The sequence below is a fragment of the Bradyrhizobium huanghuaihaiense genome (assembly GCF_007830635.1).
Classification (GTDB): domain Bacteria; phylum Pseudomonadota; class Alphaproteobacteria; order Rhizobiales; family Xanthobacteraceae; genus Bradyrhizobium; species Bradyrhizobium huanghuaihaiense.
Window position 1 is genome coordinate 31415 of the sequence record NZ_VLLA01000034.1, and the last position, 20849, is coordinate 52263.

At 65.2% G+C, this 20849-nt stretch carries 20 protein-coding genes; 9 read left to right on the forward strand and 11 right to left on the reverse strand.

The window, feature by feature from the left end:
• Positions 1-4 precede the first annotated feature (4 nt).
• Complete coding sequence (locus IQ16_RS38955) at positions 5-1672, forward strand: xanthine/uracil/vitamin C permease (RefSeq protein ID WP_018646153.1); 1668 nt, start codon at positions 5-7, stop codon at positions 1670-1672.
• A 108-nt stretch (positions 1673-1780) separates the two neighbouring features.
• On the opposite strand, the gene IQ16_RS38960 is transcribed toward IQ16_RS38955, so the two are convergent.
• A complete protein-coding gene (locus tag IQ16_RS38960) occupies positions 1781-2332 on the reverse strand; it encodes a TetR/AcrR family transcriptional regulator (protein WP_018646154.1) in 552 nt (183 codons plus the stop codon).
• Positions 2333-2368: 36 nt separating this feature from the next.
• Here IQ16_RS38960 and IQ16_RS38965 point away from each other — a divergent pair, with 36 nt between their 5' ends.
• Both IQ16_RS38965 and IQ16_RS38970 read left to right on the forward strand, forming a co-directional pair.
• Positions 2369-3304: an oxidoreductase gene (locus IQ16_RS38965; RefSeq protein WP_018646155.1), complete on the forward strand. Its 936-nt coding sequence runs from the start codon at positions 2369-2371 to the stop codon at positions 3302-3304.
• 60 nt (positions 3305-3364) lie between these two features.
• On the forward strand, positions 3365-4369 hold the full coding sequence (locus IQ16_RS38970; protein WP_145832105.1) for an NADP-dependent oxidoreductase: 1005 nt from the start codon (positions 3365-3367) through the stop codon (positions 4367-4369).
• A 69-nt stretch (positions 4370-4438) separates the two neighbouring features.
• On the opposite strand, the gene IQ16_RS38975 is transcribed toward IQ16_RS38970, so the two are convergent.
• From IQ16_RS38975 to IQ16_RS39020, 10 genes are all read right to left on the reverse strand, one after another.
• A complete protein-coding gene (locus IQ16_RS38975) occupies positions 4439-5263 on the reverse strand; it encodes a carbohydrate ABC transporter permease (protein ID WP_026312480.1) in 825 nt (274 codons plus the stop codon).
• Positions 5260-6198 (reverse strand): carbohydrate ABC transporter permease, encoded by a 939-nt coding sequence (locus IQ16_RS38980; RefSeq protein WP_026312481.1) that lies wholly within the window; start codon positions 6196-6198, stop codon positions 5260-5262. The genes IQ16_RS38975 and IQ16_RS38980 overlap by 4 nt, the downstream gene beginning before the upstream one ends.
• On the reverse strand, positions 6195-7520 hold the full coding sequence (locus IQ16_RS38985; protein WP_145832106.1) for an ABC transporter substrate-binding protein: 1326 nt from the start codon (positions 7518-7520) through the stop codon (positions 6195-6197). The genes IQ16_RS38980 and IQ16_RS38985 overlap by 4 nt, the downstream gene beginning before the upstream one ends.
• A 79-nt stretch (positions 7521-7599) precedes the next feature.
• The gene (soxA, locus tag IQ16_RS38990; protein ID WP_018646160.1) at positions 7600-8379 is read right to left on the reverse strand and encodes a sulfur oxidation c-type cytochrome SoxA; all 780 of its coding nucleotides are present in this window, start codon (positions 8377-8379) and stop codon (positions 7600-7602) included.
• Positions 8376-8693, reverse strand: a complete 318-nt coding sequence (soxZ, locus tag IQ16_RS38995; protein WP_018646161.1) for a thiosulfate oxidation carrier complex protein SoxZ — start codon at positions 8691-8693, stop codon at positions 8376-8378. The genes soxA and soxZ overlap by 4 nt, the downstream gene beginning before the upstream one ends.
• Positions 8693-9160, reverse strand: coding sequence for a SoxY-related AACIE arm protein (locus tag IQ16_RS39000; RefSeq protein WP_018646162.1), 468 nt, complete (start codon positions 9158-9160; stop codon positions 8693-8695). The genes soxZ and IQ16_RS39000 overlap by 1 nt, the downstream gene beginning before the upstream one ends.
• Before the next feature lie 7 nt (positions 9161-9167).
• On the reverse strand, positions 9168-9563 hold the full coding sequence (gene soxX / locus IQ16_RS39005; protein ID WP_244636022.1) for a sulfur oxidation c-type cytochrome SoxX: 396 nt from the start codon (positions 9561-9563) through the stop codon (positions 9168-9170).
• Positions 9564-9797: 234 nt separating this feature from the next.
• Positions 9798-11081, reverse strand: a complete 1284-nt coding sequence (locus tag IQ16_RS39010) for an NAD(P)/FAD-dependent oxidoreductase (protein ID WP_018646164.1) — start codon at positions 11079-11081, stop codon at positions 9798-9800.
• A 48-nt stretch (positions 11082-11129) separates the two neighbouring features.
• Positions 11130-13316, reverse strand: a complete 2187-nt coding sequence (locus tag IQ16_RS39015; protein ID WP_018646165.1) for a xanthine dehydrogenase family protein molybdopterin-binding subunit — start codon at positions 13314-13316, stop codon at positions 11130-11132.
• A gap of 11 nt (positions 13317-13327) precedes the next feature.
• The gene (locus tag IQ16_RS39020) at positions 13328-13777 is read right to left on the reverse strand and encodes a (2Fe-2S)-binding protein (RefSeq protein ID WP_026312483.1); all 450 of its coding nucleotides are present in this window, start codon (positions 13775-13777) and stop codon (positions 13328-13330) included.
• A 269-nt stretch (positions 13778-14046) separates the two neighbouring features.
• Between IQ16_RS39020 and IQ16_RS39025 the strand changes: the two genes are divergently transcribed.
• The 6 genes from IQ16_RS39025 (at position 14047) to IQ16_RS39050 (ending at position 20813) form a co-directional block, all read left to right on the forward strand.
• Positions 14047-14301 carry a hypothetical protein gene (locus IQ16_RS39025; RefSeq protein ID WP_018646167.1) on the forward strand — a complete coding sequence of 85 codons (255 nt, stop codon included), beginning with the start codon at positions 14047-14049 and terminating at the stop codon, positions 14299-14301.
• A 70-nt stretch (positions 14302-14371) separates the two neighbouring features.
• A complete protein-coding gene (locus tag IQ16_RS39030; protein WP_244636024.1) occupies positions 14372-15439 on the forward strand; it encodes a radical SAM/SPASM domain-containing protein in 1068 nt (355 codons plus the stop codon).
• On the forward strand, positions 15436-17382 hold the full coding sequence (locus IQ16_RS39035; protein WP_018646169.1) for a RiPP maturation radical SAM C-methyltransferase: 1947 nt from the start codon (positions 15436-15438) through the stop codon (positions 17380-17382). Before IQ16_RS39030 ends, IQ16_RS39035 begins: the two co-directional genes overlap by 4 nt.
• The gene (locus IQ16_RS39040; RefSeq protein ID WP_018646170.1) at positions 17379-18539 is read left to right on the forward strand and encodes a radical SAM protein; all 1161 of its coding nucleotides are present in this window, start codon (positions 17379-17381) and stop codon (positions 18537-18539) included. The genes IQ16_RS39035 and IQ16_RS39040 overlap by 4 nt, the downstream gene beginning before the upstream one ends.
• Positions 18536-19951 (forward strand): hypothetical protein, encoded by a 1416-nt coding sequence (locus tag IQ16_RS39045; RefSeq protein ID WP_018646171.1) that lies wholly within the window; start codon positions 18536-18538, stop codon positions 19949-19951. The genes IQ16_RS39040 and IQ16_RS39045 overlap by 4 nt, the downstream gene beginning before the upstream one ends.
• Positions 19952-19973: 22 nt before the next feature.
• Positions 19974-20813 carry an aKG-HExxH-type peptide beta-hydroxylase gene (locus IQ16_RS39050; protein WP_018646172.1) on the forward strand — a complete coding sequence of 280 codons (840 nt, stop codon included), beginning with the start codon at positions 19974-19976 and terminating at the stop codon, positions 20811-20813.
• Positions 20814-20849 lie beyond the last annotated feature (36 nt).

Below are 20849 nucleotides of genomic sequence, written 5' to 3' on the forward strand. Positions count from 1 at the left end.
TATCATGAGCACATTGACGGGGACGGCCGGCAAATCTGATCTGAGCAAGTCTGAGTTCAAGCCGGCACTATGGACATCGGGCGACTGGAACGCGTTCTTCGGCTTCGGCACCAACATCCTCGTCAACATGCTCGTGCTCACGGGCCTGTTGCGCTTCGTCTTGAAGATGCCTGACAGCCTGGTGTTCGGCCGTATCCTGCCTGCGCTCGGGCTGATGATGTGCCTGTCCACCTTCTATTACGCGTATCTCGCCTATCGCCTCGCGCAGAAGACCGGCCGCAACGACGTCTGCGCGCTGCCGTCGGGCGTCAGCGTGCCGCACATGTTCATCGTCACCTTCGTGATCATGCTGCCGATCACGCTGAAGACCGGCGATCCGCTCAAGGGCTGGTCGGCCGGCCTCGTCTGGGTGTTCTTCCAGAGTTTTATTCTGATGATCGGCGGCTTCATTGCACCATTCATTCGCAAGATCACGCCGCGCGCGGCGCTGCTCGGCACGCTCGCCGGCGTTTCCGTCACCTTCATCTCGATGCGGCCGGCGCTCGAGATGTACATGACGCCGCAGATCGGCCTCGTCTGCTTCGCCATCATCCTGCTGAGCTGGTTCGGCGGCGTGAAATACTGGCGCGGCATTCCCGCAGGCCTCGTCGCCATCGCAGCCGGCATGATCATCGCCTGGGGCTCCAACCTGTTCGGGCTCGGCCTCGGCGGGTTGAGCATCGCGGGCGTCGGCGCGGCCTTCGCCAATTTCGGCTTCTCGGTGCCGATTCCCGCCGTGGGCTACGTCTTCTCCGGCTTCGAATTCCTCGGCATCATCCTCGTCACCGCCATTCCCTTCGGCATCTATGACCTCGTCGAGGCCATGGACAATGTCGAGAGCGCGGAAGCGGCCGGCGACGAATATCCAACCACGCGCGTCTTGACCGCCGACGGCGTCGTCAGCCTGATCGGCTGCCTGATGGGCAATCCCTTCATCAACGCCGTCTATATCGGCCATCCCGGCTGGAAGGCGATGGGCGGCCGCATCGGCTACTCGGCTGCGACCGGCATCATGGTGGTGGTGCTGGCCTGGTTCGGCATCATCTCGGTGCTGCTGGCGCTGGTGCCTGTCGTCGCGATCTCGCCGATCCTGCTCTACATCGGCATGCTGATCGGCGCGCAGGCGTTTCAGACCACCCCGGTCAAGCACGCGCCCGCGATCGTGCTGGCGCTGACGCCGCATCTGGCCGCCTGGGCCAAGCTCCAGATCGACACCATGCTGGCCTCGACCATGACGGCGGCGGCAACCGTCGGCGGCATGGCGGCCGACAAGGCCGACGCGGTCAAGATCGCTGCGGTCGCGGCGCTGCCGCAGCAGGGCGTGTTCTATCACGGCCTCGAGGTGATGGGCGGCGGCTCCATTCTCGGCGGCCTCATCCTCGGCGCGATCGGTGTCTTCATCATCGAGCGCGACTTCGAGAAGGCATCAAGCTTTGCGCTGGTCGGTGCGGTGCTGACTTACTTCGGCTTCATGCACGGCGAAGCCGTCGGCATCGGCGGCGGCTTTGGCGTCACGCCCGCGGTCGCGCTCGCCTATGCCGTGATGGCGGCCGGCCTGTTCGCAGCCAGCAAGCTCGGCACCACCGAGCACTACGCCGCGCATCCGGAGATGCACGCCGCGCCGGCGGAGTAGGCGGGGTAAAAATGATCGTGGCCGGGCGGCGTCGCGTCGCCCGGCCGCATCGTCTCTGCCCAACCTAATCAAGCGCCGGCGGATCGAGCTCAGCGTTACCACGAGCGATCACTCGCCGAGCCGGTTCCTGGTCGCGCGAAGAATGTCGTCCGAGAGCCTGGGATCGTTCACGGCCCGGGCCAGCACGAGTGCCCCGACCAGCGAGGCGGCCATCGCGAGCGCCTCCTCCTCGCGTTGCCGCGGCTTCAGCGTTGAGGCCATTCGACCGCTCAGCAGCCGGATCATGCCTCGCACGCCGGCTGTGAAACGTTCTCTCACGCCGCCGCTTTGGCGCGGCATCTCGCAAGACAGGGCTGCGAAAGGGCAACCGCTTCCCGGCTCGTCGCGATGCCTCGCCGAGAGGTATTCGGACACGTAGTCGTCGAGCGCAAATTCGTCGGGCACCTCCCGACCCTTGGCAACGATGGCGTGGGCCACCGCTTCTTCGACGAGCCGTTCCTTGGAGCCGAACTGACTGTACAGGCTGCCATGGGTCATCCCGGCGGCCTCGGCCAGCGCGTCAACACCCACGCCGGAGATGCCGCGCTCACGCATGAGGCGGGAGGCGGCCTCGAGAATACGCTCGCGGTTTCTGGCCGCCTGCTCCTTCGAAACGCGCATGTCGCAGCTCCTTGGTCCCGGGTCTTGACAATTATAATGGCGATCGTCATGTATATCAATAATTACGATCGTAATCAAAATGGCTCGGGGCTGGCACCCTTTCAGGAGAAGCTCGTGAATACGACCAGCACAAGGATCGCGCTCGTTACCGGCGCATCGTCAGGCATCGGCGAGGCCACGGCGGAACGGCTCGCGAAGGCCGGCTACAAGGTTTACGGCACCAGCAGACGCGGAGCGCTCGCCGGCGTGCGGTCGTTCGAGATGCTTGCCCTCGACGTGACCAGCGATGAATCGGTTGAAGCCGCCGTCAGCGAAGTCATGCGGCGCGAGGGCCGCATCGATCTGCTCGTGAACAATGCGGGATTCGGTGTTGCCCCGGCCGGCGCGGAAGAGAGCTCGATCGAACAGGCGCGCTCGATTTTCGAGACGAACTTTTTCGGGCTGATCCGGATGACGCAGGCCGTCGTACCTCACATGCGACGGCAGGGGAATGGTCGCATCATCAACATCGGCTCCGTTCTCGGCTTTCTACCGATGCCTTACGGCGCGCTCTATGCCGCCACCAAGCACGCGGTGGAAGGCTATTCGGAATCGCTCGACCACGAGCTGCGCACGAGGGGCATCCGGGTCTCGGTCATCGAGCCCGCGTATACGAAGACGTCGTTCGACGCGAACTTCATGCAGCCAGATGCCAAGCTCGATGAGTATCGCGAGGCCCGTGCGCACGTCGTCAAGAGGGTGGACGAGGTGATGACAACGGCCGAGCATCCGGACGTCGTGGCCGACACCGTTCTGAAAGCGGCCAGCGCGGCGCACCCGAAAGTCCGGTACGCGGCCGGCAAGCTTGCGAACCGCCTGCGGTTGCTTCGCCGATTTGCGCCCGCTGGCCTGGTCGACGCCGGGATCCGAAAGGACCTGCGGCTTGATGCACTGACCGCGTCGCAGCCTCGCCGCCCGGCCCGAGCCTTCTGACGGCATGCGGCTCGTGCAAGCGCCACACGGCCAAGACCCCAAAACCGGACATCGGCAAACATGAAAGCACTCGTCTTCAAGCGCTATGGCAGACCAGACCAGGTCGCGTTCGTTGATACTCCTCGGCCGGTGCCCAAGCCGAACGAGATTCTCGTTCAGGTCAATGCGGCCGGTTTGAACCCCATCGACAACATGATTCCGAAGGGAACGTTCAAGCCCATCCTTCGGTTTCGGCTTCCGGCGACGCTGGGCAGCGATTTGGCCGGTGTCGTGGTGGAGGTTGGAAATCGCGTCACCCGCTTCAAGCCGGGCGACGCCGTCTTCGCCAGCGTCTTCGACCTGAGCGGCACGGGCGCTCTGGCCGAGTTCGCGACGGTGCCTGAGAATGCAGCCGCGCTCAAACCGGCAAATCTCGACTTCGTGCAGGCGGCCTCGATACCCATGGTGGGGCTGACATCGTGGCAAGCACTCAGGGAACGAGCACGGCTCCAGCCTGGTCAGAAGGTGTTCATACCGGCGGGGGCGGGCGGCATCGGTACTTTCGCGATCCAGCTCGCGAAATACCTCGGAGCGAAGGTGGGGACGACGACGAGCACCGGAAATCTGGATTTGGTCCGGAGTCTCGGTGCCGACGAGGTGATCGACTACAAGAAGCAGCAATTTGAGGACGTGCTGCGCGGCTACGATGCCGTCCTGGGGACAATCAGGGGCGACGCAATTGAGAAGTCCCTTCGGATATTGAAGCCCGGCAGTGCAATCGTCTCGCTCGTCGGGCCACCTGACGCTGCATTCGCCCGCGCCCGTGGCATGAATGCCTTCATGGTGTTCCTGTTCGGGTTGTTGAGCCGCAAGATACTTCGGCGCGCCAAGGTAAGCCGCGCGGCGTATTCCTTCCTGTTCGTACACCCGGACGGTAGCCAACTCGCAGAGCTCGGTGAACTTCTCGGGGCCGGGCACATCCGGCCCGTGATCGACAAGGTCTTTCCGTTCGAGCAGGCAAAAGCGGCGCTTGCATATCTGGAGACGGGGCGAGCCAAGGGGAAGGTCGTCGTCCAGATCCGTTGAGTGCGTCCGTACGGTGGACTGTCGATTGCGTCGTTGGGACTGCGGGCGCGGTCCCAGGACGAGGAACGATCACCCGCCCTTGACGGCTCCCGCGGTGAGTCCGGCCACGATCTGCCGCTGCGCGAACACCGTCAGCAACAACACCGGCAGGGTGACGATCAGCGCGGCGGCGGCCAGCGGGCCCCAGCTGAGCTGGTCGAACGAGATCATGTTGTAGACCGCAACCGGCAGGGTGCGCGTCTCGCGCCCCGCCAGCACGATGCCGAACACAAAATTGTTCCAGGAGAAGATCACGGCGAGGATGAACGCGACGGCGACGCCGGGTTTTGCGATCGGCAGCGCGACGTGGCGGAACACCTGCCAGCGCCCGGCACCGTCGATCAGGGCTGCTTCCTCCAGCTCCATCGGCGTCGTCTCGAAATAGCCGATCATGATCCAGATCACGATCGGCACGGTCACGACGAGATGGATGATGATCTGCGGCACCAGCGTGCCGAGCAGACCGAGCCACTGGAACAGCAGGAACAGCGGGATCAGATAGGACAGGCCCGGCGTGATGCGGGCGATCAGGATCACGATCGCGGATTTGTGCGCGGCCATGCGGGCGATGCCGTAGCCGGCGGGGACGCCGACGATGAGCGCCAGCAGCGTCGAGCTGCCTGTCACGATCAGGCTGTTGACGAAATAGGTCAGGAAGCGGTTGGAGGCGAGCACGTCGGCATAGTTCTTCCAGGCGATGCGATCCGGAAAGAACACCGGCGGGTAAGCGGCATTGTCGACCTCGAACTTGAGCGACAGCGAGATCATCCAGAGGAAGAACAGGATCGCCGGCGAGACGATGACGAACACGGAGAGCCACAGGCCGATTTTGCCGATGATCTGACGGGGTGTCATGCGCCGCTCGCGATTTCGGTCCACAGCATGCGCTGACGGGCGTAGAGCATCACCGCCGCAAGCAGGACAATCAGCAGGAAGAACACGACCGCGATCGCCGAGCCGTAGCCGAGGTCGTAATAGGTGAAGGCGACGCTGTAGAGATAGATGTTGATCGTCTCCGAGGCCGAGCCCGGTCCGCCCTGCGTGATCGCGAAGATGATGTCGAAGCTCTTCACCGCGTCGATCATGCGGATCATGCCCGCGATGAACAGGAACGGCATGATCAGCGGCAGCGTGATGAAGCGGAACACCTGCCAGAAGCTGGCGCCGTCGATCTGCGCGCTCTCGTAAGGCTCGGTCGGGATTGCGGCAAGGCCCCCGAGCACGATCAGCATCACCAGCGGCGTCCATTGCCAGGTCTCGACCAGCACCAGCGAAGGAATCACGGTTGCGGGGTGGAAGACCCAGAGCTGTGCGGGGATCCCGACCAGCGACAGCAGATAGTTCAGCACGCCGAGCTGGGGGTGGAACATCATGGTCCAGACCAGCGCGATCGCCACCGGCGTCGCCATCATCGGCATGATGAAGACGCCGCGCAAAAACCCGCGGCCGGCGAAGTTCTGGTGAAACACCACGGCCGAGAGTGTTCCGAGGATCAGCGGCAGCACCACCGACAGCACGGTGTAGACCAGCGTATGGCCGACCGCCTCGAGAAAGCGCGGATCGCTGGTGAGCCGCAGATAGTTGGAGAACCCGACGAAGGTGGTCGGCGAGCCGACCTTCCATTCGTTCAGGCTCATCCAGATCGTGAAGACCCACGGGAAGATGATGATCGCGAGCACGACGACCAGCGCCGGCACCACGAACGGCCAGTAGGACGGCGGCCGCAGCTCCTTCTCCGGCGCGGCATCGGACCGTGCCGCGGCCGGAGTCGATTGTGTCAACGCACTCACGCTTTTTCACTGCGCTCCAGGATCGGCCGGAACTGCTCGTGAGCCTTTTTCAGCTCTGTGGCGGGGTCGGTACCTGTGATGGTCGAGGTAATTGCGGCGCCGACAAGATCGCGGAATTCGGCGACCGGGATGATCACGGGCAGGCCCAGCTTGCTGATCTTGGCGGAATCAATCACCGACTGCAGCCATTCCTTGGGCATCTTTACGCCGCTCTGGACCTCGGGGTCATTCAGGATTGAGTTGCGGAACGGCACGCCGCCGCCGGCCTGCAACAGCCGCGCGCCTTGCTTCTTGGAAACCACCCACTGGCAGAGCAGATAAGCGGCTTCCTTGTTCTTGCTCGCCGCGGCAATGCCGATGCCGTCACCATAGGTGGCCGAATATTGTCCCTTCGGTCCGGCGGGAACGACGGTGTAGCCGACCTTGCCGACGACGCGCGAGGCGGCAGGATCTTCCAGCGGCGGCGCCCAGCCAACGCCGTCGATCCACATTGCGGAACGTCCTTGCGTGAACGAAGCCATCGACTCCATCCAGTTGAAGCCGACGACGCCGGGCGGAGCGACCTTCGTCAGCAGCGTCTGGTAGATTTTTGTTGCCTCGATCGCTTCCGGACCGTCGGTCAGGATGTTACCTTTGGCGTCGAGGAATTCGCCGCCGCAATTGAGGAAGAAGTTGGTCCACAACGTCATGTTGGCATTGCGCAGGCCTCGTCCGACGAAGCCGAAGGTGCCTTCCTTGGGGTCGGTGAGCTTCTCGGCAGCCGCGATCATCTCGTCGAAGGTCTTGGGCACCGCGACGCCCTTCTTCTGAAACAGCTCCTTGTTGTAGTAGAGGATGAAATAGTCGACCGACCAGGGCAGCGACAGCATCTGGCCCTTGTCGTTCTTGGCGTATTGCAGGCCGGCGGCCGAGAAATCGCTCTCGACGAGATCCGGCGCGGTCAGCGTCGGGTCCTTCATGAAGGGCGTCATGTCGGCGAGCCAGCCGGCTTTCTCGAACTGCCGCTTCTGCACGTGATAGCTGAGATGCACGACGTCGAAGCTCGGCCGTCCCGAGGTCAGCTCGATCACGACCTTCTGGCGCTGCTGCTGCTCGGGAATCTGCTCGGATTCCACTTGGATGCCGGTGAGCTCGGTGAACTCCTTGATGTTCTTTTGCAGGTTGTCGCCGCGTGGACCCTTGGCGAGGATCACCTCCAGCTTGGTCCCGGCGTATTTCTTCCAGTTGACCTCGGCGCGTGCCGGCAGCCCGGTCAGGCTGAGCGCGCCGGCCGCGGCGGTGCCCTTCAGCAGCGTGCGGCGCGAGATGTTGTGGTTGGCCAATGCAGTCCCTCCCTCTGATTCATCTTCTTTGGGAGGGATACTAGCGGCCGTACCACGCCTGCCTAGTCCTAATCTACGATCAGGGACGTACGGCCGGCGTCTCCATCGGCAGGCCGCGCGCTCGCGACATCAGGTAAAGCTCGAGCGCGACCAGCTCGGGCGAGCCGTAATCATAGGCCTGGGCTCGGACACCGCTCATGCAGCTGCGCAACCGGCGCTCGATTGACCCCAGCGTTTGCCACTCCAGGCGGTAGAGCGGATAGCCGGTCGGCTGCGCTTGCGTGATCGGGGCGCCCGCGAGGCGCTTGTCGAAATTATCGTCGTGGCAATTGGTGCAGGCGAGGTTGAGCTGCCCTTCACGTTGCATGAAGAGGTCGCGGCCCTGGTCGACGAACGGCTTGAGCTGCGGATCGTCGCCGGCCGTGATCGCGACGCCGCGCGACTGGTGCGCGACATAGGCCGACAGCGCCAGCAGGTCGCGGCTCTCGTAAGGCAGCGGCGTTACCTGCTGATGATTGGCACGGCAGAGATTGATGCGTTGGTCGAGCGTGACGGGGCGCGCCAGCGCCTTGTCGAAGGCGGGATAGCGCGCCGCGACGCCTTTCATGCTGGTCGCAGCATCGCCGTGGCAATCTGCGCAGGCTTTGCCGGCGTCGCCCATCTTCTTGCCCCAGAGCGCCTCGCCGTCGAGCACGAACAGCATGCCCGGATTGGAGGTGTCGTCGTCCTGCATGGCGCGCGTGTCCGGCCCCATGAAGGAATAGCCGGAGCGACGCGCATCGGGCGGGATCTCTCCGGCGAGCAGGGCGGGGCCCGTGACGAGCAGCATCGCCGCCGCTATCGCGCGCCAAAAAATCATTCGACCGCGATCGATGCAGAGGCGGTGGATGAATAGCCGTTGTCGCCGGTCCATTCGAACTCGAACTTGCCGCTCTCCTTCGCGACGGTGAAGAAGGACAGGTATGGGTTCGCGGCGATCGCCGGAAACAGGTCGGCGCGAAAGATCTCGGCGCCGTTGTAGCGGCAGGTGAAGCTCGTGATGATGTCGCGCGGCACCAACTTGCCGTCGGCGGTGTGGCGGAAGCCGGTCTCCATGATGTGCGAGGTCAGGGTGCGGATCTCGATGACGTCGCCGTGTTTGGCCTTGGCCGGGACGTTGATGAGCGCGGCCATCAGTTCATCTCCTCGGTGCAGGCGGCCAGCGTCACGACGATATCGGCCGCGACCTGCCAGAAGGTGTCGTCGGAGAGCCGCGCGACCGCCACGACCTTCTGGGTGTCGGCCAGCCGGATCCTCGTCGAGACCTGGGCGCGGCCGGAGGAGGGATTGAGATAGAAGTTGCCGATGTTCGGCTGCGGGTTCTTCTCGTTGAAGACATGGATGCTCTTGACGTAGTCGTTTGCCGTCATCGGGCTCGTGACGCTCACGGTCATCGGCACCGTGTTGCCGTTCTCGACCAGGGGCGGAATGTCGAGCTTGACCCTGCCGGTGCGGATCTGTGCTTCACCAACGACGTTGCGGATCGCGGCGGTGAGCATCGCCGGCGTCGCGTCCAGCGGCCGTATCGTGACGATCGGGATCGTCCCGGCAACCGTGGCGCCACCGGCAAGGCTCAAAAATTGTCGTCGCGTGGTGGGCATGAACGGTCTAGTCCCGAAGCGTTGCAAGAGAGGCCACGATGTCCTCGATCTCCGCAGCCGACAAGATCGGCTTGCCGGCAAAATTGCGCCCGACGCGGACGAGGCCATCGTTGCGATAATAGGAGGGCATGATGGTCTCCGGGTTGAAGCGCGCTGCGTCGACCAGACGAAGCCGCAACTGGCTCACCGACCACCGGTTCCCGGCGCCGCTGAGATCGGGCGCGAGGTCGCCCTGGAACCGCGTTTCCGGAAACGGGCCGGAATGGCAGAGGATACAGGTGGTCGTGCGCGCCAGCACCAGCGCGCGCCCGCGCGCGGCATCGCCGGGCGCGCCGGTGAGCGATTGTGGAATGCCGTCGCCGACGATCTTGTAGGGCACGAGCTCGTCCGCTCGGGCGGGCAAGGCCAAGATCGATACGAACAATGCTGAAATCGCCAGTGCTCGATGGAGTGACTGAGATTGCCACGAGCTCTGCTCACCTCTCCCGCTTGCGGGAGAGGTCGCCGCGCAGCGGCGGGTGAGGGCTCGATCCTCTTGGGGGTTCTCGCGTGCGGAGACACCCTCTCCCCAACCCTCCCCCGCAAGCGGGGGAGGGGGCGCACTATGGTCGTGGCGGCGGCTTCGTCTCAGCATGTCTTAGCCAAAGGTGTCCGCCGTGATGGTTTGAAACCAGCGTTCCGCCTCGGCCGCTTCGCGGGCACGCAACTCGCGCGGCGCATCGACCGGGCTCGTCGTGCCGCCCTCGACCTCGGCAAAGATATCGCCCCTGGGCTGGTAGTTGCCGGCGAGCGAGAAGCCGTAGCCCGGCGCGACGGTGTTGTAGCAGACGCCGGTCAATCGCGGCGCCTCCGGCGCGCGGCCCGCGAGGAGGCCGATGATCGCGCTCGCGCACGCCTTGCCCTGAGCGCTCGCGGCTGATGCCGATTTCGGGATGCCGCCGCCAAGGCAGGCATCGCCGATGACGTGGATGTTCGGAACGAGTTTTGACTCGAAGGTGACAGGATCGATCGGGCACCAGCCGGTGTGGTCCGCCGCGCCTGCGATATCGGCAATGCGACCGGCGCGTTGCGGCGGGATGACGTTGGCGACGTCAGGCGTGTAGTTGCCGAATTCGGTGACGATGGTCCGGGTCGCGGCATCGACAGAGGTCACGCGGCCGCCTTGCGACAGACCGATGCGCTCGATCATGTCGCCGTAGAGCTCTTTCCACGCCTTCTCGAACAGCCGCTGCTGGGAGAAACTGTCCTTGGCGTCGAGGACCAGCACTTTCGAGCGCGGTTTTTTCGTCTTCAGATAATGCGCGATCAGGCTGGCGCGCTCGTAAGGCGCCGGCGGACAGCGCGACGGATTGGCGGGGATCGCAACGGCGACCGTGCCGCCGTCTTCCATCGCCTCCAACTGCCGGCGCAGCAACAGCGTTTGCGCGCCGGCCTTCCAGGCATGCGGCATCTTTTCCGATGCGGCGTTGTCATAGCCGGACAGGGCCTCGACGTGGAAGTCGATGCCGGGCGACAGCACGAGACGGTCGTAAGGCAGCGCGACGCCGTCGGTCGTCATGACGCTGCGCCGGTCCGGCTCGATCGCGGTTACGGCCTGGCCGATCACAGTGACGCCCTCGGCGGCGAGCTTGTCGTAGCCGAACTGCTGCGCGTCGATGTCGCGCAGGCCCGCAATCACCTCGTTGCTGAAGGGACAGGCGGTGTAGACCGCGTTGGGTTCGATCAGGATGACCTGCAAATCTCCCTGCGCATGCTTCAGCGCGCGGGCGCAAGCCGCGCCGCCGAAGCCGCCGCCGACCACGACGACACGTCCCGTGGATTGCGCGCACGAAATCGATGGCCGCGCCAACGCTGCGGCCGCCAAGGTGATGCCGAACACGGCATTGCGCCGTGTCACCGGGCGCGTGGTCATCAGGGGCATCTGGAAAAGGGCTGCGGCGGCAATCTCTCGCCGCCGCAGCATGTTGCTTTAGGCGAAGGTTATGTTCTGGTCGCGCAGCGGCACCGAGCGGATGCGCTTGCCGGTCGCCGCGAAGTAGGCATTGAGCACCGCCGGCGCCGCAACGCCGATGGTCGGCTCGCCGACGCCGCCCCAGAACCCGCCGCTCGGCACCATCACCGACTCCACCTTCGGCATCTCGTTGATGCGCATCGAGTTGTAGGTGTCGAAGTTGCTCTGCTCGATCTTGCCGTCCTTGACGGTGCAGCCGCCGTAGAACAGCGCCGAGAGGCCATAGACGAAGGAGCCGGCGATCTGCCGCTCCACCTGCGCCGGGTTGACGACGTAGCCGGGATCGGTGGAGGCGACGATACGATGCACCTTGATCTTGCTGCCGTCGGTCACCGAGATTTCGGCGGCGCCGGCGACATAGCTGCCATAGCCCATCACCTGCGCGATACCGCGATAGACGCCTTGCGGCGCCGGCGTGGTCCAGCCGATCTTCTCGGCGACCGCATTGAGCACCGCCAGATGCTTGGGATGGTTGCCCATCAGCTTGCGGCGGAACTCTAGGGGGTCCTGGCCTGCGGCATGGGCGAGCTCGTCCATGAAGCATTCCATGTAGATCGCGTTGTGATTGACGTTGACGCCGCGCCAGAAGCCGGGCGGAACGTGCGGGTTGCGCATCGCATGCTCGACCAGCAGGTTCGGCACCGAATAGCCGAACGCGGCTTCGCCGGATTGGGCGACGCCCTGGAATGCCGCAGGATCCATGCCGTTCTGCAGCGCTTCGGGGCGCAGCGAGAACAGGATCGATTGCCCGGACAGGCGGTAGTGCAGCGCGACCAGGTTGTTGTTGGCATCGAACGCGCCGGTCATCTTGCACTGGGTGATCGGGTGATACCGGCCGTGCGCCATGTCCTCTTCGCGCGACCACAGCAGCTTGACCGGTGTGCCCGGCATCTGCTTGGCAATCATGACCGCCTGGCGGACATAGTCGGTCTGGCCGCGCCGGCCGAAGCCGCCGCCGAGCATGACCTTGTGCACGTCGCACTTCTCCGCCGGCAGGCCTGACGCCTCCAGCACCGCCGCGAAGGCGGCTTCGCCGTTCTGGGTGCCGCACCAGACCTCGCACTTGTCCGCCGTGTAGACCGCCGTGGCGTTCATCGGCTCCATGGTGGCGTGGTTCTGGTAGGGATAGGAGTAGACGGCCTCGACCTTCTTGACGGCGCCGGCGATCGCCGCCTTGGCGTCGCCGTTCTTGTTGCCGACATAGGCCGGCTGGTCATTGTCGAGACCTTCCGCCAGCCACTTTGCGATCGACTCGCTGGAGACCTTGGCGTTGTCGCCTTCGTCCCAGACGATCGGCAGCGCTTCCAGCGCGGTCTTGGCGTGCCACCAGGTGTCGGCCACGACCGCAACCGCGGTATCGCCGACCTTGACGACCTTCTTGACGCCTTTCATGCCGGCGACCTTGGCCTCGTCATAGCTCTTCAGCTTGCCGCCGAACACCGGGCAGTCCTTGATCGCGGCGTTCAGCATGCCCGGCAGCTTGACGTCGATGCCGTAGATCATCGCGCCGGTGGTCTTGTCGGCGGTGTCGAGCCGCAGCAGGCCTTTGCCGACGATGGTCCAGTCCTTGGGATCCTTGAGCTTGACGTCGGCTGGCGGCGTCAGCCTTGCGGCGGCCTCGGCGACCTTGCCATAGGTCGTGGTCCGGCCTGATCCCTTATGGGTGATGACGCCCCTGGCCACGGTGCATTCGGACGCCGGCACCTTCCACTCATTGGCGGCGGCCTCGATCAGCATCACGCGCGCGGTGGCGCCGCCCTTGCGGACATAGTCCTGCGAGGAGCGGATGCCGCGGCTGCCGCCGGTGGAGAAATCGCCCCAGACGCGTTTGCGGGCAACGCTCTGGCCGGGGGTCGGATATTCGGTGGTGACCTTCGACCAGTCGCATTCGAGCTCCTCGGCGACGAGCTGGGCAAGGCCGGTGAGCGAGCCCTGGCCCATCTCGGAGCGGGCGATGCGGATCACGACGGTGTCGTCAGGCCTGACCACGACCCAGGCGCCGATCTCGGGCGAGCCGTCAGCGGCGCGCATCACGGCGGGGCCGCCGAAGGGGATGTCGAGGCCGACTGCAAGGCCTGCGCCGACAGCAGCGCTGCCGATGACGAAGGCACGACGGTTCATCTTGGGAGAGACGTGCTTGTTCATGAGGCGGCTCCTTACGCGGCTGCGATCGTGTGGATCGCCTCGCGCACCTGCTGGAAGGTGCCGCAGCGGCAGATGTTGGTGATGGCCTCGTCGATATCGGCGTCGGTCGGCTTCGGCTTCTCGTTCAGCAGCGCCGCGACCGCCATGATCATGCCGCTCTGGCAATAGCCGCATTGCGGAACATCCTTCGCGATCCAGGCTTCCTGCACCTTGTGCAGCGTGGCTCCGGAGGCGAGCCCCTCGATCGTGGTGATCTTCTTGCCCTCGGCCTCGGCGACCGAGACGCCGCAGGAGCGGGTGGCGACACCGTCGATGTGAACCGTGCAGGCGCCGCATTGTGCGATGCCGCAGCCATATTTGGTGCCGGTCAGACCGGCATTCTCGCGGATCGCCCAGAGCAGCGGGGTGTCCGGCTCGACGTCGAGTGTGAGGTTTTTTCCGTTGATTGTTAGGTTTGCCATCGCAGTCCCCTGATTGGCCCAATCCACCGATTGGACTCAGGGGCGTAATGTGTCCGGCAAATTGGAACTGTTCAAATCAAGAGTCCGCGGGGTGGCCGTCAAAGAGATCGAAACGCGCGGGGAAGAATGTCGGGTGCGCGGTGTTGCGGCGTGTGAACGGCCGTGCATGGCCGCAGCCCTTGGCCGCACAGAATTGATTTGACTAACCCAAGGCGTTGTACAACCTTTGCGTTTGATGGACCATTAGTCCATCCTAAGGGAGAAGTGCCATGGGCCGCATCGTCACGATTGATCTCGAAAAAGTTCTCGCGTCAGGTAACGATCTCAAAGCCAAGTCGCCTTCTGGACTCACGACACACGCAGACCTGCTCGGCCTTGCCAGCGACGTCAGCAAGGATCCCGTCTCGTATCTGAGCAGTGTCGGCGTTCAGCTCGACGACCAGACGGCAACGATGTTGCGGAGCAAGCTCGCCACGCGAAGCGGCGGCGTGCAGGCCGGAACGATCCATATCGACATCCTCTGATTCCGCGTCGGCAAATATCTCGTCGGCAGATCATGATGGCCGGCTGACCGGTTCGCCGGGCAGCCGGGATATGAGGTCGTCGGCCATGGCGCTCGGCGCACAGTTCTTATCCGATTTTCGCGCGGCCAGGGTGACGCCCAGCAATCTCGTTCTCAACGTCACCTTGAAATGCCCGCTCAAGTGTTCGCACTGCTGCTTTTCATCTGACATGTTTCACGGCGGCCATCTGTCCGCCGCGGACGTCCACCGCTGCATCCGGCAAGCGGCGCAGATCCCGTCGATGGAGATCGTCCATTTCGTCGGGGGCGATCCGATGCTGCATGCGGACATCGTGGCCGAGGCCGTGGCGCTGGCGGCATCGCTGGGCTTGCGCGCCGGCATCACCACGAGTGCGTTCTGGGCCAAGTCGCCCGCGCGCGCGACGGCGGCCGTCCGGCGATTGCGCACGGCCGGCCTCACCGAAATGACGCTGTCTTACGACGATCCCCATGCCGAGTTCGTACCGCTGAACTTCATTGCCAACGCGGTGACGGCGGCGCGCGAGTGCGGCCTGATGCTGCGGATCGCGGTGGTGGTTGAAGCAGGCTCGAAGATCACCGCCGCCAGCCTGCGCGCCGATCTCGGCCTTCAGGACGAGCCCGGCATCAACATCTATGAGACCGTCGCCAACTCGACCGGTCGCGGCGAGGGCACGGACGAAGAAACGCAGGCCGGGCGCGTTCAGCACGCGTCGGCCTATCGCGGTCCCTGCGAGTCCGTTCTCCACACGGTTTCGATCGATCACGAGGGCGGCATCCGGCCGTGCTGCGGCGTGCTGCCTCATTACGATTCACTGAAGGTCGGGCACATCGCGAAGGAGGGGATCGAGGCCGCCATGCGGGCGGCCGCCGACGATCCTCTCTACCGATGGATCAGGCTCGAAGGGCCCATCGCCATCCTGGCCGCTGTCACGGCCGATGACCCCGTGCCGATGCGCGCGCAGGATTTCGACGGCATCTGCACCGCATGCGATCGCATCTTCCGCTCGCCGGACCTGTTGGCACGCGTGCGCGAAGCTGCTGAGGCACGTCGCAGCCAGATCGAGACCTGCGAGATGCTGCTGGACGGACAGCCGGCCAATCTCGTGGGCGCCCAATGAGCACCGATGTCCTCTTCTGCTCGGCACCGGTGATGTCCGTGGTACGGCCGTCGGCGGCGCTCGGTCTGTTGCAGGCGCTGCTGCGGCAGAAGGGCATTCGCGCCGAGACGCTCTATCTCAATCTGCTGTTCGCCGATCGTATCGGGCTCGATCTGAACGAGCAGCTTGCGGAGAAGCTGCCCAGCCATCTCCTGGCCGGCGACTGGTTGTTTGGTGATTGCCTGGGTACGCGGCCCGACCGGCCGCAGGTGCAGCGCCACAGCCACGAGCTCGGCGCCGCCATCGCGCGCAAGGGGCTGGAGCAGCTCTACGAGATCCGCCGCAACCTGATCCCATCTTTCGTAGCCGAGGCAGCCGACCGCCTGCTCGAACGAAAGCCCAAGATCATTGGCTTCACCTCGATGTTCGAGCAGACGGTCGCTTCGCTCGCGATCGCGGCTGCGGTCAAGGTGCGGGATCCCTCCGTCGTGATCTGCTTCGGCGGCGCCAATTGCCACGGGCCGATGGGCGCGGTGCTGCTGAAGAACTTTTCGCAGATCGACTACGTCTTCAATGGCGAGGCCGATACCGTGTTCGGCCCGGCCGTGGAGGCGATCCTGCGCGGCGAGCAGCCCCGCGGCCTGCCGGGATGCGTGTCGCGCGACCAGCCCGCAACGGATGCAGCGGCCGGTCCGACCGCGATGGATGCGCTGCCGATTCCCGACTACGCCGATTATTTCGTGCAACTGGCCGAACTGTCCGACGCCGCGCGCGTGCGCCCCTCGATTCCGTTCGAGTCCTCGCGCGGCTGCTGGTGGGGCCAAAAACACCATTGCACGTTCTGCGGCCTGAACGGGCAGGGCATGGCGTTCAGGGCCAAGTCGGCGCCGCGCGTGCTCGAGGAAATCGAGACGCTGCATGCGCAGTTCGGAATCATCAGGTTTGCCGCGACCGACAATATCCTGGGCATGTCCCACATCGACGGCGTACTCGGAAAGCTCGCGGAACGCCCGGTGCACAGCTTTCGCTTCTTCTACGAGATCAAGGCCAACATGGACGAGGCGCAGCTCGAGACGCTGGCGCTTGCGGGGACGGTCTGGTTGCAGCCCGGCATCGAGAGCCTGTCGGATCCGGTGCTGCATCTCATGCGCAAGGGCGTGAGCGCTCTGCTCAACCTGCGTCTATTGCGCAATTGCCGCGAGCTCGGCGTCGGACTGGTCTGGTCGATCCTCTATGGCTTCCCCGGAGAGCCGCGCGAGGCCTACGACACCGTCGCCAAGATGGTCCCGCTGCTGGAACATCTTCAGCCGCCGGTCGGCTGCGGCCGGATTCGCCTCGACCGCTTCAGCCCCAATTTCGAACGCGCCGCGGAGATCGGCTTTCGCAATGTCACGCCGATGCCGGCCTATGGCGCGATCTACGACGTCCCGGACGAGGATATCGCGAGCCTCGCTTATTTCTTCGAGGGCGATGCACCCGATGCCGCATGCGAGCAGGACTTGGTGTTGCTCAAGGACGCGAGCGCGGCATGGCGCGCGCGCTGGTTCGACCAGCCCTTCGCGCCGCAACTGACGATGACGGCCGTGGGCACCGCGCATCTTGTCAGCGACACGCGGGCCTGCGCGCTCCAGCCGTTCTATTGCCCGGCACCGGCCGAGATTGCCGTGCTCAATCTGCTGCGCAATCCCTGCACGCGGCCAAGCGTCGTTGCGCAGCTCGCAGATCGCTTCGACACTGTAACGGTCGAGGCTGCAATGGACGCAATCTTGACGCGGCGGCTTGCGGTCGAGATTGACGGCAGGATGCTGTCGCTCGTCACGGAGGCCGGCCGGGAGATATTTGACGCCAATGCCCGCGCCGAGTTTCCGCTCGGATTCGTCCTGCCGCGCGAGCGCGCGACAGCTCGTGCGGCGTTGACTGAAGTTCGCGAAGAGCCGGCCAGCCTGGAACGGGTGCAGCCATGACCGTCGAAGTCCGCCCGCTCGGCGACAAGTGCAACATCAAGTGCCGCTACTGCTATCAGGAGGGCATTCGCACCGCCGGCAACGTTCCGACGCGCTACGATCTCGACGCGATCATGGCGACGCTGGACAGGCTGGCGGAGCCGTTCAGCCTGTTCGGCGGCGAGATCATGATGACCCGCCGGCCCGATCTCGAGCGCCTGATGCAGCTGGGCTTCGACCGTCACGGCGGCGTCGGCATGCAGACCAACGGCACGCTGATCGAGGAGCGCGACATCGAGCTGTTCAGGAAATATCGCGTGCGCATCGGCATTTCGATCGACGGCCCGGGACCGCTCAACGATGCCCGCTGGGCCGGCAGCCTGCCGGCAACGCGGCGCGCGACCGCGCGGATCGAGGCGGTGATCGAGACGCTGTGCCGCGAGGGCATGCCGCCGAACGTGATCGTGACGCTCAACCGGATGAACGCTGCGCCGGAACGGCTGGGCGTATTGTGCGAATGGATCAGGTTTCTCGGCAGCCTTGGTGTACGCAAGCTGCGCCTGCATTTGCTGGAGCAGGACGAAACGGAAGGCGGCGAGGGGCTCGCACTTACCGCGCAGGAGAACCTGGCGGCCCTGCGGCGATTGCGCCGGCTCGAACAGGAGCTGCCGTCAGTCCAGTTCGACATTTTCGCCGAGATGGCCGCGATGCTCCGGGGCGACGACGCGCGCACCTCGTGCGTCTTCCACGCCTGCGATCCCTATGCGACCCGCGCCGTGGTGGGCGTCGAGAGCGATGGCCGGCTCGGCAATTGCGGTCGTACCAACAAGGATGGCGTGACCCATCTGCGCGCGGGCCGCGAGGCGTTCGAGCGTCAGCTCTCGCTCTACCGGACGCCACAGGCCGAGGGCGGATGCCAGGGCTGCCGGTTCTTCCTGGCGTGCAAGGGCAATTGTCCGGGCACTGCGATCGGCGGCGACTGGCGGATGCGCTCGGTCGACTGCCCGGTATGGTTCGGCCTGTTCGAGGACATCGAGACCGAGCTTCAAGCGAAGGGAGAAACCGCAATCAGCCGGTCGGAGCGCCGGTCCGACCTTGAAGCGAAGATGATCGCGGCCTGGTCGATCGGTGACAATCCGACCTTGCATTCGCTGATCGAGCAGGTGGATGCACCATGACGTCCGCTTGGTTGACCTGGCCGCGCCCTCCGCTTGCGGCGACCCCGCGCGAGCCTGTTGTCGCCAAGGCGGCTACGCAGCGCATCAGCTTCAGCGGCCCGCAAGCCCGTAGCCTCTGGCAGCCGCGTCTGGAGCGTCTTCGGCATGTGGCGCTCGCGATCGAATTCGAGAAGGTACGCCAAGGGCGCATCCCGGCGACGCTGGTGTGGACCGACTATGATGGCGTCGACGCCTTGACGGAACAGGCGCGCGCGATCGGTCTCGACGCAAAGCCGGTCAAGGCCTCGCTCGGCTATGCCGCCGACTGGCCGCCTGAGGCGTCGATCGACGAACCGAAGCGGCTGCTCGACTATGCGTTCCTGATCGGTGCTCGGCCGCTCGATGCATCGATCGCGGAGCCTGCGGCGGATGGCCTGGCGCAGGCGGCGATGCGGTTCGGCTATCCCGCATGCTGCGCAAGGTCCTGGGCGAATGACCTCCGGCACGGCGGAAGCGATCCGCTGGCGAGCCTTCTCGCGCGCGATGACAAGGCGGCGATGCCAGCCCACGTCGCGCTCGCGGTTCTGGGACTGGGGCCGCTGCGGCACGCGCCGTGTTCGGCGGATTGTCTCGCCTCGCGGGAAGGCTCGCGCGCGTTCCTCGATCTCGGCCGCGAACTCGGATTTGTCGAAGAGATGGCGTGGCTCGAGGAGATCGCTGATTGGGCGGTCGATGCGTCGCTGGTCAATGGCATCGCCGAGATCACGACGGCGACCTTCCGCTGCACGTGGCTCTCCGACGAGGGGGCGGCGCGGGCTCGGCCGCTGCGTCGCGCAGTGATGCGCCCCGAGAAACGAAAGGCCGCGCCGGGCGAACCCGCGGATAGCGCCAACATCCTCACCGAATTCGGCAATGGTTTTGAAGCGGCCGGATTCGAAAGCCCCTTCGCCATGCGCTCGCGCTTCAGTACCGTGGTGTGGGAGCAGACCGCTGCGTTGCGCCGCGCCACATCAGCCGTGCATGTCGGCTGCCGCGAAGGGCTCCTGCTGGAGCTGATCGCGCAAACGAAGTCCAAGCTGAAACTGTACGGCACCGAGGAAGATGCTGCGGCAGCGGAGGCCGCGCGCCGGCGCCTCGGCGCCTCCTTGCCGGTGCTCGGCGGGGCCGGCCTCGAGGCGCTTGCGGCGCTGGCGCGCCTCGTACCCGAAGGACTGGACCTCGCTTTCGTCGATCCGAAGCAGCTTGGTGGCCGCGACGCGCTGGCCGCGGTCCGCGCGATCGCAAAAACGGTGATCGTGATTGGCACCGACCGCTCGCTGCACCGGTTCAAGGACATGAATGCGTATGCCGCGGCGATGGGGCTCGCCTTGTTGCCTGGACGGGCAGCGAGAGTCTCTGCGGCGCTCTCGCCGGCGAATGATCGCCTGCACTGACCGGTTCGAAGGAGTACGCGCCATGAATGCGACGTCGATTGACTGGGAACGCACGGCACGCCCGCAGGCCGACGGCTACGACACCGCCGTCGCACTCGGCCTGATCGAAACCGAGCCGACGCCGTGGCGCCCGCTGCCGCCGCAGCGGCCTGCGGTGAACGGCGCGCCGTCGATTGCGGAGGGCAGGGTTGCCCTGCGCACCGAGGATCCGCTGCTGCCCGCGCCGCGCTTCGTCCCCGCCGCGCAAGCGGTCCCGGCGATGGAGCAGGCGCTGCGCTACGTTCGCCGCTGGCCGCTCGCTGCGAAACAATGGCCTGATATCGTGCATACGATCCAGTGCTATCACGACACCGAGCAGCCGACCGAAGGACCCGGCCGCCTCGGTTCGGCCAGCCACTCGGTCGATGCGCGTTTCGGCGTCATCGGCCTGACGGTGAACTGCCCGCTCGCGACCGCGCAGGCGATCGTCCATGAGATGGCACATCACAAGCTGAGGGCGTTCGGCGTCGCCAACGAGAATGCGATCCGGATCATCAGCAATCCGCAGGACGAGCTCTATCCGAGCCCCATCGTGGTCGACCGGCCGCGCCCGATGACGGCGGTGCTGCACGCGCAATATTCGTTCATCCACGTCACCCAGCTCGACGTGCACATGCTGGAGCAGGAGGAGGATCCGCAGGTGCGCAACGACATCCGCCAGCTGCTCGCGCGCAACGCATCGCGGATGGAGAAGGGGTTCGAGACCTTGCGGCAGCACGCCCGCACCGACGGGCCGGGCCGCGAGTTCCTCGGCGCGTTCTTCGCCTGGTGCAGTGATGTCCTGGCGACCAGCCGAAAGATGCTTGCGACCGAGGGCGCCTGATCGGGTCGGTCCGCGGCAGGCCGGGTTCCAGCCCGA

Bases quoted from the DNA above. Each gene is read 5' to 3' on its own strand.
- IQ16_RS38955 (WP_018646153.1), top strand. From the start codon at position 5: ATGAGCACATTGACGGGGACGGCCGGCAAATCTGATCTGAGCAAGTCT.
- IQ16_RS38960 (WP_018646154.1), bottom strand. From the start codon at position 2,332: ATGCGCGTTTCGAAGGAGCAGGCGGCCAGAAACCGCGAGCGTATTCTC.
- IQ16_RS38965 (WP_018646155.1), top strand. From the start codon at position 2,369: ATGGCGATCGTCATGTATATCAATAATTACGATCGTAATCAAAATGGC.
- IQ16_RS38970 (WP_145832105.1), top strand. From the start codon at position 3,365: ATGAAAGCACTCGTCTTCAAGCGCTATGGCAGACCAGACCAGGTCGCG.
- IQ16_RS38975 (WP_026312480.1), bottom strand. From the start codon at position 5,263: ATGACACCCCGTCAGATCATCGGCAAAATCGGCCTGTGGCTCTCCGTG.
- soxA (WP_018646160.1), bottom strand. From the start codon at position 8,379: ATGATTTTTTGGCGCGCGATAGCGGCGGCGATGCTGCTCGTCACGGGC.
- soxZ (WP_018646161.1), bottom strand. From the start codon at position 8,693: ATGGCCGCGCTCATCAACGTCCCGGCCAAGGCCAAACACGGCGACGTC.
- IQ16_RS39000 (WP_018646162.1), bottom strand. From the start codon at position 9,160: ATGCCCACCACGCGACGACAATTTTTGAGCCTTGCCGGTGGCGCCACG.
- IQ16_RS39010 (WP_018646164.1), bottom strand. From the start codon at position 11,081: ATGCCCCTGATGACCACGCGCCCGGTGACACGGCGCAATGCCGTGTTC.
- IQ16_RS39015 (WP_018646165.1), bottom strand. From the start codon at position 13,316: ATGAACAAGCACGTCTCTCCCAAGATGAACCGTCGTGCCTTCGTCATC.
- IQ16_RS39020 (WP_026312483.1), bottom strand. From the start codon at position 13,777: ATGGCAAACCTAACAATCAACGGAAAAAACCTCACACTCGACGTCGAG.
- IQ16_RS39025 (WP_018646167.1), top strand. From the start codon at position 14,047: ATGGGCCGCATCGTCACGATTGATCTCGAAAAAGTTCTCGCGTCAGGT.
- IQ16_RS39030 (WP_244636024.1), top strand. From the start codon at position 14,372: ATGAGGTCGTCGGCCATGGCGCTCGGCGCACAGTTCTTATCCGATTTT.
- IQ16_RS39035 (WP_018646169.1), top strand. From the start codon at position 15,436: ATGAGCACCGATGTCCTCTTCTGCTCGGCACCGGTGATGTCCGTGGTA.
- IQ16_RS39040 (WP_018646170.1), top strand. From the start codon at position 17,379: ATGACCGTCGAAGTCCGCCCGCTCGGCGACAAGTGCAACATCAAGTGC.
- IQ16_RS39045 (WP_018646171.1), top strand. From the start codon at position 18,536: ATGACGTCCGCTTGGTTGACCTGGCCGCGCCCTCCGCTTGCGGCGACC.
- IQ16_RS39050 (WP_018646172.1), top strand. From the start codon at position 19,974: ATGAATGCGACGTCGATTGACTGGGAACGCACGGCACGCCCGCAGGCC.